The 16,645-nt window shown below is 53.3% G+C and carries 15 protein-coding genes; 8 read left to right on the top strand and 7 right to left on the bottom strand.

All coding sequences use genetic code 11. The features are described 5' to 3' along the window. Nucleotides 1-4: 4 nt before the first annotated feature. The 4 genes from IT971_RS00385 to IT971_RS00370 all read right to left on the bottom strand — a co-directional run bounded on the left by IT971_RS00385 (nt 5) and on the right by IT971_RS00370 (nt 3,780). The gene (locus IT971_RS00385; protein ID WP_063092139.1) at nt 5-853 is read right to left on the bottom strand and encodes a shikimate dehydrogenase; all 849 of its coding nucleotides are present in this window, start codon (nt 851-853) and stop codon (nt 5-7) included. 11 nt (nt 854-864) lie between these two features. Then, nucleotides 865-2,133, bottom strand: coding sequence for a TRAP transporter large permease (locus IT971_RS00380; RefSeq protein WP_065701884.1), 1,269 nt, complete (start codon nt 2,131-2,133; stop codon nt 865-867). After that, entirely contained in the window at nt 2,130-2,615 is a 486-nt protein-coding gene (locus tag IT971_RS00375; RefSeq protein ID WP_037989435.1) for a TRAP transporter small permease, read from the bottom strand. Before IT971_RS00375 ends, IT971_RS00380 begins: the two co-directional genes overlap by 4 nt. A gap of 139 nt (nt 2,616-2,754) precedes the next feature. Then, complete coding sequence (locus IT971_RS00370; protein WP_007088248.1) at nt 2,755-3,780, bottom strand: DctP family TRAP transporter solute-binding subunit; 1,026 nt, start codon at nt 3,778-3,780, stop codon at nt 2,755-2,757. Between the two features lie 416 nt (nt 3,781-4,196). Between IT971_RS00370 and IT971_RS00365 the strand changes: the two genes are divergently transcribed. The 4 genes from IT971_RS00365 to IT971_RS00350 all read left to right on the top strand — a co-directional run bounded on the left by IT971_RS00365 (nt 4,197) and on the right by IT971_RS00350 (nt 8,497). Next, nucleotides 4,197-4,931: a Crp/Fnr family transcriptional regulator gene (locus IT971_RS00365; RefSeq protein WP_110252833.1), complete on the top strand. Its 735-nt coding sequence runs from the start codon at nt 4,197-4,199 to the stop codon at nt 4,929-4,931. Beyond that, nucleotides 4,915-6,288: an adenylate/guanylate cyclase domain-containing protein gene (locus IT971_RS00360; protein ID WP_063092137.1), complete on the top strand. Its 1,374-nt coding sequence runs from the start codon at nt 4,915-4,917 to the stop codon at nt 6,286-6,288. Before IT971_RS00365 ends, IT971_RS00360 begins: the two co-directional genes overlap by 17 nt. A gap of 102 nt (nt 6,289-6,390) precedes the next feature. Further along, entirely contained in the window at nt 6,391-6,879 is a 489-nt protein-coding gene (gene fliW / locus IT971_RS00355) for a flagellar assembly protein FliW (protein WP_063092136.1), read from the top strand. 142 nt (nt 6,880-7,021) lie between these two features. Beyond that, entirely contained in the window at nt 7,022-8,497 is a 1,476-nt protein-coding gene (locus IT971_RS00350; protein WP_063092135.1) for a DUF4139 domain-containing protein, read from the top strand. Nucleotides 8,498-8,514: 17 nt separating this feature from the next. Here IT971_RS00350 and IT971_RS00345 read toward each other — a convergent pair whose 3' ends face one another. After that, nucleotides 8,515-9,126: a hypothetical protein gene (locus IT971_RS00345; RefSeq protein ID WP_037989373.1), complete on the bottom strand. Its 612-nt coding sequence runs from the start codon at nt 9,124-9,126 to the stop codon at nt 8,515-8,517. A gap of 171 nt (nt 9,127-9,297) precedes the next feature. Here IT971_RS00345 and IT971_RS00340 point away from each other — a divergent pair, with 171 nt between their 5' ends. Further along, entirely contained in the window at nt 9,298-9,873 is a 576-nt protein-coding gene (locus IT971_RS00340; protein ID WP_063092134.1) for a hypothetical protein, read from the top strand. A gap of 44 nt (nt 9,874-9,917) precedes the next feature. After that, complete coding sequence (locus IT971_RS00335; RefSeq protein ID WP_063092133.1) at nt 9,918-10,874, top strand: D-glycerate dehydrogenase; 957 nt, start codon at nt 9,918-9,920, stop codon at nt 10,872-10,874. A 32-nt stretch (nt 10,875-10,906) separates the two neighbouring features. On the opposite strand, the gene IT971_RS00330 is transcribed toward IT971_RS00335, so the two are convergent. Together IT971_RS00330 and IT971_RS00325 are read right to left on the bottom strand one after the other, a co-directional pair. Continuing rightward, a complete protein-coding gene (locus tag IT971_RS00330; protein WP_139189995.1) occupies nt 10,907-11,758 on the bottom strand; it encodes a hypothetical protein in 852 nt (283 codons plus the stop codon). Nucleotides 11,759-11,858: 100 nt separating this feature from the next. Continuing rightward, nucleotides 11,859-14,369, bottom strand: coding sequence for a PAS domain-containing sensor histidine kinase (locus IT971_RS00325; RefSeq protein ID WP_063092131.1), 2,511 nt, complete (start codon nt 14,367-14,369; stop codon nt 11,859-11,861). Nucleotides 14,370-14,746: 377 nt separating this feature from the next. Between IT971_RS00325 and IT971_RS00320 the strand changes: the two genes are divergently transcribed. Both IT971_RS00320 and IT971_RS00315 read left to right on the top strand, forming a co-directional pair. Continuing rightward, nucleotides 14,747-15,886, top strand: coding sequence for an HD domain-containing protein (locus tag IT971_RS00320; RefSeq protein ID WP_223304956.1), 1,140 nt, complete (start codon nt 14,747-14,749; stop codon nt 15,884-15,886). Between the two features lie 78 nt (nt 15,887-15,964). After that, nucleotides 15,965-16,642: a TrkA family potassium uptake protein gene (locus tag IT971_RS00315; protein WP_063092129.1), complete on the top strand. Its 678-nt coding sequence runs from the start codon at nt 15,965-15,967 to the stop codon at nt 16,640-16,642. Nucleotides 16,643-16,645: the final 3 nt, after the last annotated feature.

The following is a 16,645-nucleotide window of genomic DNA, read 5'->3' as shown; positions in this document are numbered from 1 at the left end:
CCCCTTACCCCGTCAATGCCTCGGGATAGGCATTGAAATATTCGATCCGGGCGGCATCCCCGTCGATCTGCGCCCCGCTGAAAACCTCGAACGCTTCAATACCCTGAAAAAAGAACAGTTCAAAGCCGGTCATGACCGAAAGCCCGGCCTTTCGCGCGGAATGAAGAAACGCGGTTTCAACCGGAGTATAAACCGCGTCAAACGCCCATTTCTGTCCGCCCAGCAAAGCAGCATCAATCGGACTGCCCGGATACTGGTTCATGCCAACCGGGGTACAATTGATCAAACCATCAGCATCGCGGATCGCATCGGAAAGTTCAGGTTCGGTAACAAAGGCAACGTTGGCCCCGCCCGCCTTCAGGGTCGCAACCAGCGTATGGCCACGATCGGCATCCTTATCATGGATAAGGATGCGTTCCGCACCAAGCCCGTGCAACCCGAATGCCGTGGCAAGGCCAACACCGCCCGCCCCCATCTGAAGAACCGTTCCCGGTGCCTGATCGCCAAACTGCCCGCGATAACCGCGCATGAACCCGACATAGTCGGTATTGTCCCCGCGCCAGCCATCTTCGCGGAACACCACCGTATTCACCGCACCAAGGGCTTCGGGAAGACGTTTGCGACGCTGGATCAGCTTGCGGGCCTCGGTTTTGTAGGGATGGGTAACATTCACCCCGGCATAACCAGCCTTGGCACAGGCTGCAAGTTGCCCGATCAGATCGAAATCGGCGATCTTTTCACTGTCGAGATAGTCATAGGTCACATCAATTCCGCACATCCGGCCAAGCAAGACATGCAGTCTGGCCGATTGGCTGCGTGATATGCCTTTACCGATAAGACCAAGTTTCAACATGGGGCGAAATCCTAAAATCCGAACAGGTTGGGCATGAAAGTGACAAGTTGCGGCACAAAAGTGATCAGGATCAAAACCGCCAGTTCTACCAGGAACAACGGCATGATCGATTTGATCATCCGGGCCATACCAACATTGGCGATGGCATCCGCAACAAACAGGCAAAGCCCCATTGGTGGTGTGATCAGCCCGATCATCAGGTTGAAGATCACGACAATGCCGAAATGGGTCGGATCAATACCAAGGCTGATCGCAATCGGATGCAGGATCGGCACCAGAACCAGCATTGCGGCAATGCCTTCAAGCACCAGACCGACACCAAGCAACATGATGTTGATCAGGATCAGGAACATTGTCGGGCTATCTACATAGCCTAGCACAAACGAACTGACCGCCTGCGGAATCCCGGCAAAGGTCATGAACCAGTTCGCCGCGGCGACCGTGCCCATAATGATCAGGATGCTTGAAGAATCACGCATTGAGTTGGCAAAGATACCCGGCAGGTCTGATGGTTTGAGTTCGCGAAACACAAACAGTCCGACAACCAGTGCATAAAAAACGGCAAAGCTTGCGGCCTCGGTCGGGGTCACGATCCCCGCCAGGATTGATCCGATCACGAAGACCGGCATGAAAAGCGGGATCAATCCATCCCAAAGGGCGCGCATCTTTTGGCGCATATTCATCCGGCCACGCGGTGTGGCATAATTGGCCGCAAAGATGCGGACATAAACCGACAACGCAATCGCAAGCAGGATGCCCGGAACAATCCCGGCCAGAAACAGCGCCGGAACGGACACATTGCTGGTAATCAGCGCATAGATAATCACAGGAATACTGGGCGGAATAATCGGACCGATTACGGATGATGCCGCCGTCAGAGCCGCGGCAAAATCGCGCGGATAACCTTCTTTTTCCATCGACGGGATGAAGATACGCCCGATTGCCGATGTATCGGCCACCGCCGACCCCGAAAGACCCGCAAAAATCACCGAGGACCAGATATTGACCTGGGCCAGACCGGCTTTGGCATGGCCAACAAGCGCATTGGCAAGATTGATGACCCGCGACGTGATTCCACTGGCATTCATCAATTCCCCGGCCAGAACAAAAAGCGGAATGGCAAGGATGGTGAAGCTGTCAAGCCCCGCAAAAATGCGTTGGGGCAGAAGATCGATGCTGAATGTCGCACCACCAATGTAGATCGCAATCGCCAGCGCAATCGCAAAGGCCACCGGCGCGCCAATGGCAAGCAGAACAAAAAGGCCAAGCCCCGTGATCATGATTCCTCACCCCCTGAAGATTTGCGGGTGAAGAAAGCAATGAGACGAAACAGTGCCGCAATGACAAGGCAGACCCCGCCAACCGTCATGGCGATTTGCGCCCAATACATCGGAATTCCGATGCCCGATGCCATAATCCCACCGCGCTTGGCGGCAAAGATCAAACCGGCATGGACCAGAATGCCGCCCAGTATCAGCGTTGCGACATCGACACCCAACGCAAGCTTGCGGCGGATCGGGGCAGGAACGGCATCAATGAATATGCTAAACGTAATCTGTGTACCTTGCAGATAGGCAAAGGCCATTCCGAACATGGTGCCATAGATCATCGCATATTTCGCGACTTCCTCGCTCCATTGCAGAGGCGCGGAAAACAGATAGCGGCTGACACTGCCAGCAAAGACGACGCCAAAGACGACAAGGATGCTAAATCCCGAAAGCCCGGCAAGCAGATGCCTGAAAGCATTTTCTGCGCGTTGCATAAGTTCCTCTGGATGAACACGGGAAGCCGACAACATGACCGCGACAATTGTTGGTGCCTGTCGCGGATGCGATGATCACTGAACAAAAAGGGCAGGCCGGGCTCAAAGGAGGTCTGAGCACCCGGCCTGCCGATGCCGGTTACATAGAGGCTTCAGCCTCACCGACAGCAGATTGCAGTTTTTCGATCCATTCAGAACCGATCTCGCCCGACAGCCAGTTGATAACTGCTGGCTGGGCCACATCACGGAACGCTTTCAGCTGTTCCGCTGTCGGGGTTGTGACTTCCATCCCTTCGGCAGCAAGTTTCGCGACACCTTCGGCCGAGTTGAACTGCTGGACCGCACGACCGACATTCGATGCAATCCCCGCCGCGCGCCGCAGAAGCGCCTGATCGCCTTCGGTCAGGCCCTGATAAACGCTTTCATTGATCAGGATGAAGTCGGTTCCATATACGTGACGGTCAAGCGTCAGGTATTTCTGCATTTCGTAGAACTTGTTGGCATAGATCACGCTGATCGGGTTTTCCTGACCATCGACCGTACCAGTTGTCAGTGCCGTCGGCACTTCGGGCCACGGGATCGGGGTGGGATCACCCCCAAGTGCCTTGACCATTTCGACGAACAGCGGAACCGTCATGACACGGATTTTAAGGCCTTCCATGTCTTTCGGCTCGGCAATTGCGCGCTTGGAATTGGTGAAGTTGCGGAAACCGGTTTCGCCATAGGCCAAGGTGCGCAAGCCCGTTTTTTCAAGGCAATGCTCGGCAAGCTGTTTTCCGAAATCGCCATCCAGAACCTTCCATGCGACATTCGCATTCGGGAACATATAAGGGATGTCGAGAACAGAAGCTTCGGGGCAGACTTTCGAGAACGGACCGGAAATCATCGACATGGCAAGCGTGCCATCCTGGGTATTCTGCAGCAGGTCGGTTTCCCCGCCAAGCGAACCGGCCGGGAAAAGCTGAACTTCGATGCGGCCACCCGATTCAGCTTCGACAATGTTTTTAAAGACCTGTGTTGCGGCACCCTTCTTCGAGGTCGTCCATTCAGCCGGATCAACATGGGCAAAATTCAAAGTGATGTCCGCAGCCTGGGCAGGTACGGCGAAAGAAGCAGCAGCAAGCGAAACAGCGCCCAGCAGCGTGCTTTTGGAAACGAATTTCATTTTTTTCCTCCCGAATGAAAACAATCCCGCCGGCCCGATATTATTCATGGTGTTCTGCATCGGCCCTTATCGGAATAGGGAGACTTTAAAAAATATAGGAGATTTTGTCAAATATTCTAGAATCAATATAATTTAGAACATGTTCGGCAAACCCACATTCCCAAATCCTAACCGCGCCGATGCCTGTTTGATGTTATGCACCTGTCGGTACCAATATCGGCATCACGCCATCCATCTTTCCACGACAAAGACGGATCAATTCGAACTTTTTGGATGCTCTTCCTTCGCCATCCCCCTGCCGTCACAATGGAATTTGCTGTAAAACACTTGCGATGCAGCCGGTATTTCATGCTACTTTGGCCCAGCAATGCATCGATTCGATGATCGAAACGACGCCCATTTCAAAAGTGAACTCAGTGAACAGCGTTACCGGTACTGCAACACCCCAACTGGCCAAAATTGCCTCGCGCATTCTTGCGGGCAGTTTCCTGTTCGAGGATCTCGATCCCGAACTGCTTGCCCAACTTTCGAATCAGGCAAGTGTCCGCCGGATGGACGATGGTGAATTGCTGTTTGAAAAAGGCGCGCCTGCCGATGGATTATACGCGGTCGAGGCTGGGAAAATCCGCATTTCGACCGTTTCAGACACCGGCAAGGAAATCGTTTTGAACGTGTTGGCCCCCGGTGCGGTATTTGGCGAGATCGCGCTTCTGGATGGTGAGCCGCGCACGGCAACCGCGCGTGCTGTCGGCCCGACACGGCTTTTGTTTATTTCACGTGATGATTTCTTTGAAATCTTTGACCGTGAAGCCCCGCTCCGCCGTCATATCACGGCTCTTTTGTGCCGTCGCCTTCGCTGGGTCAGCGACCTTTTGGAAGACGCCAATTTCCTTGATCTTACCGGACGACTGGTCAAGCGCCTTTTGTGGCTGGCTGAACGTCACGGTGGTCCCGACCCGGAAGGCATCCGCATCGCCCTTCCGCTGTCGCAACAGGAACTGGGCCTTATGCTGGGTGTGACACGCGAAGCGGTAAACAAAAAGCTGCGCGACCTTGAAAAACGCGACCTGATTACTCGCCGTGACGGGCGTTTGGTGATCCGCGATACAGACGGCCTGAAAAACCTTCTCGCCGATGCAATCAAAAGCTGATCCTTCTCCCAGTTCCCTGTTTGATCGACTGGTCGCCCGCGAGGAAAAGCGTGGCCTGATCCTTGTGGCGTTTCTACGCATATGCATGCTTGCCTTCATCCTGCTGCTGTTTTCCAAACCGGATTCGCCAACAGGTGAGCTGTATTCGCTACTGGAAGTTCTGGGCTGGTTCATCCCGGGTGTTCTGGTTCAGCTTTTTGTCGCCTTTCGCGGCGGCAACTGGCGCTGGTTGCTTTATATTCTGGCAATCGCCGATGCGGCCCTGATCGTTTATGTGTCGGTCGTTCCAGACCCGCTGAACCCATTTGCCGATCATCCCGCATGGCTATACAGCTTCGTCGTTCGGGATCGGGGCGTTGTGTTCTCCATGATCATGATGGCACTGGTCATCATGACCTTTTCACCGCGTCTTATCATCTGGTTCGGGTTCTGGCTGTTCGCCGCATGGAGCACCAGTATTGTCTGGCTGATGACCCGGCCCGGTGTCATCGTTTCGCAGCATTTCGGCGATGACTGGACACCAACCCAGGACGAAATCATCACGACCTATACCCTGCCGGAATTTATCGACATTTCGGCATTGGCCGAGCAGGTCGTGATTGTCGTGGTGTTTACGCTGGCCTGTGCGGTGATGGTTTCGCGGTTACGCGTCCTGATCAATCAGTTTGCCGCCGCCGAACGCGCGCATGGCAATCTGGCACGATATTTCCCGGCGGCCCTCGCTGACCAACTGGCAGATCGCGATGAGCCGGTTCGCGTTGGCGCACGACGGGAATGCGTGATCCTGTTTGCCGATATCATCGGGTTTTCCGGCTATGCCGAAAAACGCGATCCGCAGGATGTGATGCGGCTGTTAAACCAATTCCATCAGATCATGACGACACAAATCGGGGCCTATGGCGGGATTGTCGAAAAATATATCGGCGACGCCGTCATGGCCAGTTTTGGCGCATTTGACGATATGAATTGTCCGGCGGCAAACGCGTTATCGGCCGCGCAATCCATGGTCAGCCATGTCCGGGACTGGCAAAACGGTGATCTAGCAGATAGCACAACGCCACTTCAGATCGGTATCGGCCTTAATTTTGGCCCGGCGGTTGTTGGTGATATTGGCGAAGGCGAAGCCGTCACACCAGCTGTTATCGGTGCCAGCGTCAATCTGGCGGCCCGTCTGGAACGTGCGACCAGAACCCTTGATACCGACATCATTATCAGTGACAGCTTTGCCGACAAACTTCGGTCCGAGGCACCCTCAGCCACATCCATCCTGATGCGCAGCTTTACCAAACAGGATGCAATTCACGTCAAAGGTTTCAGCCAGGCGGTTACGGTTCATTTCCAACCCCGGCCGATATAACCGAATAATTCGACCGTCAAGATGTGCCAAGGCCTTGAATTCTGGTGAAATAGGTCCAAGATGCCACTTGATCGCCAAACAATCATAACACGGGAGGAAGGTATGGCGGATTCCACGACACCGCAGTCACCTGGAACTGAAAGCGTGCCGACTTCTGTTACGATCCGGACATTGTTCGGGGACAAGGAATTCCTGTGGGACAAAGCCATCTATTTTCCCGCTGGGCTAAAGGGCTTTCCTGATCACAACGTCTTTGCCCTTGCTTCTTTCCCCGGCGAAAGCAACGGTTCCTTTATCCTCATGCAAAGTCTGACGGAACAGGAACTGGCTTTTATCGTTGCGCCCTACAACATGGAAAGCAACAGCATCAAAGCCGAACATCTCGCCCAGGCCTTTACCGTTCATGGCATAAAGAAGGACGAAGGGGCGGTTTTGCTGATTGTGACGCTGCATAAACCGGAAGATGGCGGTGATACCATCATGTCGGTCAATCTGCGCGCACCGATCATCATCGATACATCCAGGCAGGCGGCATACCAATATCTGTTACCCGACGCGTCCTATTCCTATCATCAAACGCTGGGTCAATAACCCGTCGATGCCGAACCGTTCCGGAAGGGCCGAAATTGCGATTACGGTCCTTCCATAATCTTGATACGTCCTTGATCCTGCCACTTTTTCGCGTAAAGCTTGTTGAAGAACAATACGCACCAAGCGACACAAGGGATTCGAGATGTCATCAGAATTGCGCAACCGTTTTGCCATGGCCACGCTTCTTAGCGCGGCCCTTTTTGCAGGTCCCGTCATCGAACCGGCATCCGCCCAGTCCGGTGACGAAAAGACCGAAGAAACCATTACGCTTTCCGGTGAAAGCCGCAGTAAAATTCAGCTGACCGTTTACCCCGGAAATCTTGGCATGATTGCCGAACAACGTAACGGCACGATCCCCAAAGGGGTCAAAACACTCCGGATCGAAAATTTGCCGCAAACCATCATGGACGAGACCTTCCTGATGGGCGCGCAAAAAGATGCCAATCTTGTCTGGCATTCGTTACGCAATACGGCAAATGGCCCAGCGACCATGTATCGCCTGTTGCAAGATCAGGTTGGCAAAACCATTTCCATCCGGCGCAAGGATGACGAACTGGTTGAGGGCACTTTGCTATCGATTGACGGCGGCGCACTTGTTCGGACCCTTGATGGTATTGAACAGGTTCCTGTTGAACAGATCATCATCTCCGACCTGCCCGGCAACTTCGCTACCAGCCCGGCAATCGAAGCCACCATTGGCTCGGATGCGGCACTTGATCACATCTCGCTTGCCTACCTTTTAGGCGGTGTTTCCTGGCAGACGGCCTATGTCGGGCAGTATGACAGTGTGGAAAATGTCCTGAACCTTTCGGCAATGGCACGCATTACCAATCAGACGGGCTCGGCAATCAACAATGCCCAGCTGCGTCTGGTCGCCGGTGATCCCAACCGGGTCAGCTACACCCCGATGGCAAAGGCCGGCCGCGGGGAAATGATGATGTCGGCCATGGCAGATAGCGCACCGGGTGGCGGCGCGCCGGATCGCGAAACCATGGAAAACCTGCATTTATATGGGCCGTTCGACGGGCTTTCGATGCGCAATGGTGATGTCGTGATGATGCCGTTGATCGCATCGCAAAGTTTGCCTGCAACCCGCAAGGTCACCTTTAACGGCAGTGCCAATCTTTACTATGCCGGACAAAGTGACGTGTCTGAATTTGTCCGGCCTGACCTTGAAATCGAAATTGAAAACGATGGTGGTCCGGACGAAAAAAGCCCATGGCCCGCAGGAACCGTGCGCGTCTTTGGCCAGTCCAAAAGCGGTGTGACCGGCTTCCTTGGTGAAGACAATCTGTCTTTGACCCCGGTCGGACGCAAGGCAACCATACGCCTTGGCCAGGCCAGCAATATTTCCGGTACGCGCAAGGTCACGGCATTTGATCGCAAGGCACGCCCAAATCTGCCTGATGAAATCACCGCCAACATGGAATGGTCGATCACCAATGGCGGTGAACGCACCGAAACCGTTACGATCCGTGAAAATGTTCCGGCCGACTGGGTTGTTACCGGCGAAGACCACAAACACACCAAGCCGCAACCAGACCTGATTGTCTGGACCATCGAGGTCCCGGCAGGCAAGGAAATCAATCTGAGCTGGTCGGTAAAAAGTACCCGATAACCTTTAAAACGGGCCACTTATCCGGTCTGGTTGCTGTCATAAAAGGCCTTGGCCAGCGGCAGCAGCAGGACCGGGTCGGGTTTCTCGCCAGTGATGCCGCACAGTTCGGTATAAAGACAAATCAGTTTGGCCAGCAGGATAAACGCCTGCTGGTTTTTCTTTCCGGCAAACACCGCAAGATTAACCAAGGCCTCACCACATATTTCACGCGCGGTCCCGAACTGCCCGGCCCCCCGCAGTGCCAAAACAAGCGCGCCTTGCGAATATCCAAGATCAAGTCGGGCGGCTTCGCTCTGCCCCGATGGTAACCTGGCCAGCCGATCACGACGAAGTTCAACAGCCTGGCATGCGGCATCAACTGCATCCGCCCATTGCTCGGCACCGATTTCAAGGGCTGCCCTGTTATTAAGGCTATGGGCCAATCCGGCACGGGCGGCATCCGGTGCCGTTTGCAGGTGGGAGGCAAAGATTTGATCTGCCTCGTCAAACAGGGAAAGGGCTACCATCCGTTCGGATTTATCGAGTGCGGTTGCCATTTCAAGACAAAGACGTGCGAGCGTTAACGAACCGGGTTCCGTCGCCCGCAGGAATGACAGGCGCGGCAAATATCCGGCAAGTTTGTCCGACATGTCTTTTTCCTGCTTCTGCCTGAATTCCGGGACCAATGTGCGCCGGTTAACAGACGGGCAAGCACCCGTCTTGTGAAGACGGGTCAAACAGGGATAAGCTGTGATTAAGATCCCTGTTCAAGATTTTCGTCCTGCTTATCAGCCCCATTTTATGTGAAACGACGACCCTCCATGACCATGTCGACTGAAACCCTGCGCGCACTTTACGGAACCTGGCGCATTGCGCGTGGTGACGCCAAAGGCCTTGCTTTCTTTGATTATTCCATCGAAGCGTTCTGGCGTTCTTTCTTTGCCGCCGTGATTGTCTTTCCAGCCTTTGCGCTATTGCGCTGGCATGATCTCGACACGGTTCCCGATGAATTCCCGGTTGGTCGTTACATGCTGGTGGAAACCGTCGCCTATGTGATGAAATGGTTCGCCTTTCCGATGCTGATGCTGCATGTCGCGCCAATGATTGGCCGCGCCAATCGCTATATCGCGTTTATCACCGTCTATAACTGGTCAAGCGTCTTGCAGATGGGCGTTTATCTGCTGGCACTGCTTCTTGGCGCAGCGTTTCCGATGCTTGGCGTTGGTGGATTTGTGTTGATTGCCGTGATCGCGATGCTGATTTACGGGGTTTATATTGCGAAACTGACACTGGCGGTCCCGATTGCCACGGCAAGTGCCATTGTTGCAGCCGATTTCCTGCTATCATTGACCATCACGACAATCGGCATTCGTCTCGCACTTGGCCAGCTATTCTGACACAATCAACAAACAAGTCTTAAAATTCAGGGAGATGCATCAGAATGAAACCGGTTCTCGCCATCACCAGACGCCTGCCGGAAGCTGTCGAAAAACGCGCACGCGAAAGTTATGATCTGCGCATGCAGGACGGAGATGATCCGCTGTCACGCGATCAGATTCTTGACCTGTGCAAAGACGCAAATGCCGCCCTGGTTTCGGTTGGCGATCCGATTGATGCGGCCTTTTTTGCAGCCCTGCCCCAAAAGGTCGGCATCATTGCCACCTTTTCGGTGGGCACCGACCATATTGATCTGGCCGCGGCCAAGGCCAACGGTTTCGTCATCGGCAATACCCCCGGGGTTCTGACCGATGCAACGGCGGATATTGCATGGCTTCTGATTCTGGGCGCTGCCCGCCGCGCCAGCGAGGGCGAGGCCGAAGTCCGCAACGCAACCTGGTCAAGCTGGCGGCCGACCCATCTGATGGGCACACAAGTGACCGGCAAGAAACTCGGCATTGTCGGCATGGGACGGATCGGACAGGCCGTCGCGAAACGTGCGCGTGGTTTTGATATGGAAGTCCATTATTTCAACCGTCGCCGCCTGCCCGAAGATCAGGAATTCGGCGCGACCTATCACTCAACCATTGATGACCTTCTGCCCCATTGCGATTTCCTGTCACTGCATTGCCCGTCAACACCGGAAACACGCGGTATGGTCAATCGCAATTTTATCGCCAAGCTGCCAGATGGGGCGATCATTGTGAATACGGCACGCGGTGATATCGTCAATGACAAGGACCTGATCGCGGCACTCAAATCGGGCAAACTGACCGCCGCCGGACTTGATGTTTTTGCCGGGGAACCGAATATCGAGCCGACCTATCGCGATCTGCCCAATACGTTCCTGTTACCCCATCTGGGATCGGCAACGGTCGAAACCCGCAACGCCATGGGATTCCGTGCCCTTGATAACATTGATGCATTTATCGAAGAAAGGGTCATTCCATTCAAAGTCTGATACTAATTAACTAGAGCTACAACACTTAAAATTTACGGTATTTTCTCTACACCAACGTGTTTGTAGGGATTATTTAATATGTGCAATATTTGTTTATATTCTTTCTCATCTAATTTTTCTTCAAACATCTTGATATCGAGGAAAGTGGAGAAATTTTCACTTACACGATAATCCACGTACTTTCCGGAAGAAAATAAACTTGCACTATTCAAAGAAACTAAATTTTTTTCGACATAAGATAAAAGACTTTCATCCATAGTCAAAAATTTCCATTTACTTGAATCCTTAAAGAGAAATCTTGAAATCCTAAAAGGAATCATAATGTCGTTATAAGCATTATATTTATTAAAATTGCTTTCAGAAGGCTTGATAACACCCGATGCATACTTACTTCCGTAAAGAGCGCCTATAGATAGAAGCACTGCAGGGTGTTTTAAATCAACATTTAGGTTAAAAGCCTTTATTAAAATTTTATCGCGGACATCTCCCAGTTTCTTTTTTGAAACTGGCTGGTAAATTTCACTCGAAACAAATTCGAGAAAGCTACAAACGCAATCCGCACTTTCCTCCAAAAGACCTTTTGGAAAAAAACCGGAGTTACATTGAATAAATGGCAAAGCTCCTACGTCAGTTTTTGATTTTTTAAAAAAAGACCCCATAGACTGGATCTCTTTCTCTGCAACTTTTTTCATATCCACATCGTTTTGAGGCCTACCAAGCTCTCCTTCCACTATTGATAAGACGCATGTATGGATATTTTTTATTTTATCTTGCCGTCTCAGTTTTTTGATCATATTCAGATTTCTCTTGCTGGCTTTTTTATTATCTTTTTTTATCAACCCAGAACAATTGCCGAATTCCGATACTGATTTAACCAAGCTCACGACGTTTCGATCCAAAAAGTAAATAGTCATTTCCATCCATCCAAAAACTAAATACCATTGAAAGATCATCTTGAGAGCTCAATCCCAGCCCTCATTATCCTCACCCAAGATCGCTTTCTTCGCCTGCGGGCAGGATACAGGAAATTTCATGACCATCCCGGCTGACCTTGACCCGGCCACCGTGGATTTCGACCACTGCGCGCACCATTGCCATGCCAAGTGCGCGGCGCGCAGATGGTGATTCTCCCTCGCGCAATCCTTCAAACAGCATCGGTTGCGGTGCTTCGTCCGACAGTGAAATGCTGATATCGATATCCTCGCCCCGACGACGGGCAACCACGGAAACCTCACTGCCTTCGGGGGCGGTACGCAGGACATTGGTCACCAGAATGAACAACGCCTGTTTCAAACGGCGTTCATCGGCAATCATCCAGCCGATATTGCGCGAACAGTAAAGGCGTAGCGAAACGTTAAGTTCCGCCAGGCGCGCCCGCGTCAGTGCTTCGAGCGAACGTAACAAACGCCTTGGATCGACCGTATCAAGTTCAAGCGCGACCTGCCCTGATCCCAGCGTTGCCAAGTCCCGCATGTCATCCACCAGTGCCAGCATGCTTTGGGCTTCGGCCCGGATGGTTTCAACCGACTGCGCGACATTGCCCTGTAAATGCGGAATAAGGCGGTCTGCCTCGCCATTGATATGGTCAAGCGGCCGGGTCAGTTCACGCGACACGGTCGAAATGAAGTCCGACTTCATCTGATCGGCGGTCCGCAGCGCTTCGTTGCGTTCGCGAAGCGCCCGTTCGACCCGGATCGTGTCGGTCACATCGATATAGGACATCATCACCGCCCCGTCAGGCAGCGGTACAATGGCAAAATCGATGATGCTGTTATCGGCACGTTCGATACGGCCGCTCATGGGTTCGTGGTTGGTGATACGCGCGACCATCCGGCTTTTGAATTTGTCCCAGTCTTCGCGCTCGTGCCAGTAATCACGGGCTTCTTCGACCACTTCGCTGATATGCGGCGCACCTGAGAGGAAACTGTCTTCAAGGCCCCAGACATCGGCAAAACCGTGATTGTAAAGCCGCAACCGACCATCGCCGCTGATCACGCCTACCGCTTCATGCAGGTTTTCAAGCGTCTCGCGCTGAACCGCGATCAGGGTGTTGTAACTGCTTTCGAGAACCAGCTTGTCGGTGACATCCTCGAACGCGAACATCAGTCCGCCAAACGGATGCGGCGAAATGAACCGGCGCAAGGTCATGCCGTTCGGCAGATGCATCAAATCTTCTTCTGGCTTGAGAAGATCGGTAAAGCGCTGGTTTTCAATATTGCGGAACTGCGTGAAGTCGGTGACTTCAGGCAATTTGCGCTCATCGCGCATCCGGCGCAGCACATCATCAAGCGACGGTTCCGCCCAGAGCCAGTCCTCATCCATATCCCAAAGTTTGGTGAACGCGGTGTTAAAGAAGATAAGCCGCTTGTCCCCGCCATAAATCGCAATCGCGGTTCCAAGGTTTTCCAGAACCTCGGCATGGGCACGAATATGACGCGACAGGTCGGATTGCAGTTCTTCGATCGCGGTGCAATCAATCGCAAAGCCAATCAGACCATCAAGGTCTTCGGGCGTTTGCGACGGACATTCGGTAATGCGCAGAAGCTTCCGGTCACCCTTGATCACGATATGATAATCGCGTGTCATGGTTTCGCCGTTGCGCAATGCCGACGCCGCCAATGACCTGCCCTTATCGGGGATCACCCCGCCGCCCAGTTCCGCCTGTCTGGCAAGTGCATCCTTGACCGTGTCGAGTTCCACCGCGGTCGCATAGGCCGCATTACAATCAATCAAACGCAAATCGCCATCGCGCCGCCACACCGGAAACGGAAGACTGTCGATCAAAAGCCGCAACCCGCTGACTTCGCGTTTGAGCGCGGTAAAATCGCCGAACTGGCTTTCGCGTTCACGGGTATGGCGGGTTTCATCACGGAACCAAAGCGCATGGGCCAGAACCGGCGAAGTCCGGTCCTTGCGTGCCATTGCCCCGGTGACGTGGAACTTGCGTTCATCAACAGCTGTAACCCAAAGCTCAAACCGCTCGTGGGTGGATTTCAGGTTTCGCACACGTTCCTTAAGGGTCCTGGCGTCATCATCGCGCAACTGGTCAAGCACATCGGGGAAACGCCCATCCTTGCCAAGCTGGAACGCACGTTTCAGCGACGGGCTTGCCCCCTCGGCAAAGCCGGCCTGGCTCCAATAATAAACCGGGTCCGGCCCGGCAAAGAACAGATGGGTAAATTGTTCGGTCGAATCCGCCAATTCGGATTCGTGATCTTCCGCCTCTTCAAGATGGCGGCGCATGCGCAGCGATAATCGCCACCCGATTCCCCCGGCAATCGCAGCACCACCAATTGCCGCCAAACCAACAACCAGCCAATCGCGATCACTCAGATCGGCGAAACTGCCTAAAATCGAGGCCCCGTCTGGTACAGCGCCCGCGTTCGGCGCGGCTTCCGGTGCGCTGCCAACACGGAATTTTTCCTGTGCATGCAGGTCGGCTGCGATGAAAAGCGACGTCAGACCATAGCATCCCCATTGCCACAGTCTGGACAAACCAAACCTGTTTGATCCCCCTTTGCGGGAACCAATTGGTTCTTTCCCCCTTTGATGGTTGGATGTAGCCCGTGTCACGTGTTGTTAACCGTTTGTGTTTATGAGCTATTATTATGGTGAAAACGTCTTGCTTTTACCACTGTTTCACGACGTTTTCCCGATACCCGGCCGAACGCCCGTGATCGCAGGAAAATCCGCGATGACATATACCCCAAATCGGGCTATGTCTGCGCTATTGTCGAAACAACAGCTATAACGATCTCGTCATTTCAAAAATGAGTCCCAAACCGCAGCTAGACCTTTTTACGCCGCGCGTGGCCGCCAGACCGGTCGCGCCCCAAAAGGAGTCTGCCACGGCCAAACCGGCGGGACCGGAAATGCGCGATCTGTTCGACACCAATTTCAGCGCCGATGACATCGCAGAATGGGAACTGCTGTTTCGAGATGCGCCACAATACAACTATCATTTCAAACGTTCGCAAATCGCGTCGGCCTTTGACCGCCCATTGCATAAAAAGCTGATCGCGTCACACGCGTTTGAACGGCTGCGCGAAATTTCGTTCCTTGGTGCCATTGATTACCTGTTCCATCCCAATGGACGCCCGGCCAATATCCGCCATTCCCGATATGACCACACCATCGGTGTTGCCCTGCTGTCGCAGCAATATTGCCGCCTGATGGGCCTGTCGGAGGCTGATCGCGATCTTCTGGGGGCAGCGGCCCTTTTGCATGATATCGGCCATGGCCCGTTTTCCCATACGCTGGAACCGGAATTTGCCCGGCGGTTCAACCTGAACCATCACCAATTGACCGAAAAGATCATCACTGGCGAAGTTCAGCTTGATCTGTCAGTCAATCATCTTCTGGTCAAACACGGTGTTGATCCGGACGAGGTCATTGCCTTGTTATCGAAAAAATCAACCCACCCGCATGCCAGCCTGCTGTCGGGTCCGGTCAATATCGACACACTCGAAGGCATCAGCCGGACCAAGACCTATGTGCATCCGAACTATGTCCATTGCCATCCGCGCCTGTTGCTTGAGGCGGCGGTAAAGCTTGATGAAGATGCCCTGAAACGCCTTGATAAGTTCTGGCAGCTTAAAGAAGACATCTATCGCAATTTCATTTTCGGCCCGATGTGTTTTGCCACCGATCATCTTTGCCGCGAATTCGTTGTCAAAAATGCACCCGACTTTGCCGCCAATGATTTCCTTCTGACCGAAAAAGCATTTTTGCAGCGCCATCCGGCTTTCAAAAAGTTTCTGTTCAGTCTGAAAAACCGGATCGAGCTTGACGGTGTTGCCGATGTTATCGATCCGGAAATCAGCGCGGTCCTGATGGATGAAACCGCAACCAAAGTGCCCAAACGCGAATTTCACATCAATACCGATGCCGAGGTCAAAAGCTTTGCCGATCTTGGCAAACGCTATTACGAGGAAAAGAACTCGTTCCTGCGACGTGTCGGCAATCTGACCGATCCCGCACAACAGGCTGCTGCAGCAAGTCTGTTTGACTGATATGCTTGTCCTTCGGACATAACAGTGCCGTGCGAATTTCGCTGCATCGGGCAATCCATTGCAAAGGGAGTAACCGATATGGCCCCCAAAGCCGAAAAGAAGCGCAACCGAACCTTTGTCATCATCGGGCTTGGAACCGTTGGTAGCACGGTTGCGACCGATCTGGCACGAAGTGGCAATCACGTCCTGGGCATCGACATCAACGAAAAATCCGTCGCCGCCCTGTCGGATATCCTGTCCGAAGCGATCATCGCCGATGGCCGCGATGAAGAAGCCCTGCGCGAGGCCGGGGTCGACAAATATGACGTCGCCCTGATTGCCATTGGCGAAGACCTTGAAGCCAATATCCTGTGCACGATGAATGTCAAAATGCTGGGGGTCAAAACCGTCTGGGTAAAGGCGATCAACAAAACCCATCATCGCATCCTGACCAAACTTGAACCCGACCGGGTCATTTTACCCGAACAGGAAATCGGCCAACACATCGCCCAGAAACTGCATAACCCCGCCGTACGCGATTACCTTAGCCTTGGTAACGGCATGCATGTCATCAATCTGGAAGTCCCGGAAAGCATGGCGGGGAAAACCATTGAGTCGCTTGATCTTGAAAAGTCCCACGAACTGCGGTGCCTGGGTATTTTGCGCGGATCGGAATTTATCGGCTGTGATACCGGGACCGTCACGATGGAAGCCAGTGACAAGATCCTGATCCTTGGTCGCCGCCAGAATTTGCGCGACTTCAGCGACGGCATCTGAGCC

Origin of the sequence: Thalassospira sp. B30-1 (assembly GCF_015767575.1) — a bacterium.
Taxonomy (GTDB): Bacteria; Pseudomonadota; Alphaproteobacteria; order Rhodospirillales; family Thalassospiraceae; genus Thalassospira; species Thalassospira xiamenensis.
Note: the sequence above shows the minus strand (reverse complement) of the source record. Positions and strands in the feature narration are given on the sequence as shown.

Excerpts from the sequence above, each read along its gene's own strand:
- IT971_RS00385 (WP_063092139.1), bottom strand. The coding sequence starts at position 853 with ATGTTGAAACTTGGTCTTATCGGTAAAGGCATATCACGCAGCCAATCG.
- IT971_RS00380 (WP_065701884.1), bottom strand. The coding sequence starts at position 2,133 with ATGATCACGGGGCTTGGCCTTTTTGTTCTGCTTGCCATTGGCGCGCCG.
- IT971_RS00375 (WP_037989435.1), bottom strand. The coding sequence starts at position 2,615 with ATGCAACGCGCAGAAAATGCTTTCAGGCATCTGCTTGCCGGGCTTTCG.
- IT971_RS00370 (WP_007088248.1), bottom strand. The coding sequence starts at position 3,780 with ATGAAATTCGTTTCCAAAAGCACGCTGCTGGGCGCTGTTTCGCTTGCT.
- IT971_RS00360 (WP_063092137.1), top strand. The coding sequence starts at position 4,915 with ATGCAATCAAAAGCTGATCCTTCTCCCAGTTCCCTGTTTGATCGACTG.
- fliW (WP_063092136.1), top strand. The coding sequence starts at position 6,391 with ATGGCGGATTCCACGACACCGCAGTCACCTGGAACTGAAAGCGTGCCG.
- IT971_RS00350 (WP_063092135.1), top strand. The coding sequence starts at position 7,022 with ATGTCATCAGAATTGCGCAACCGTTTTGCCATGGCCACGCTTCTTAGC.
- IT971_RS00345 (WP_037989373.1), bottom strand. The coding sequence starts at position 9,126 with ATGTCGGACAAACTTGCCGGATATTTGCCGCGCCTGTCATTCCTGCGG.
- IT971_RS00340 (WP_063092134.1), top strand. The coding sequence starts at position 9,298 with ATGACCATGTCGACTGAAACCCTGCGCGCACTTTACGGAACCTGGCGC.
- IT971_RS00335 (WP_063092133.1), top strand. The coding sequence starts at position 9,918 with ATGAAACCGGTTCTCGCCATCACCAGACGCCTGCCGGAAGCTGTCGAA.
- IT971_RS00320 (WP_223304956.1), top strand. The coding sequence starts at position 14,747 with ATGCGCGATCTGTTCGACACCAATTTCAGCGCCGATGACATCGCAGAA.
- IT971_RS00315 (WP_063092129.1), top strand. The coding sequence starts at position 15,965 with ATGGCCCCCAAAGCCGAAAAGAAGCGCAACCGAACCTTTGTCATCATC.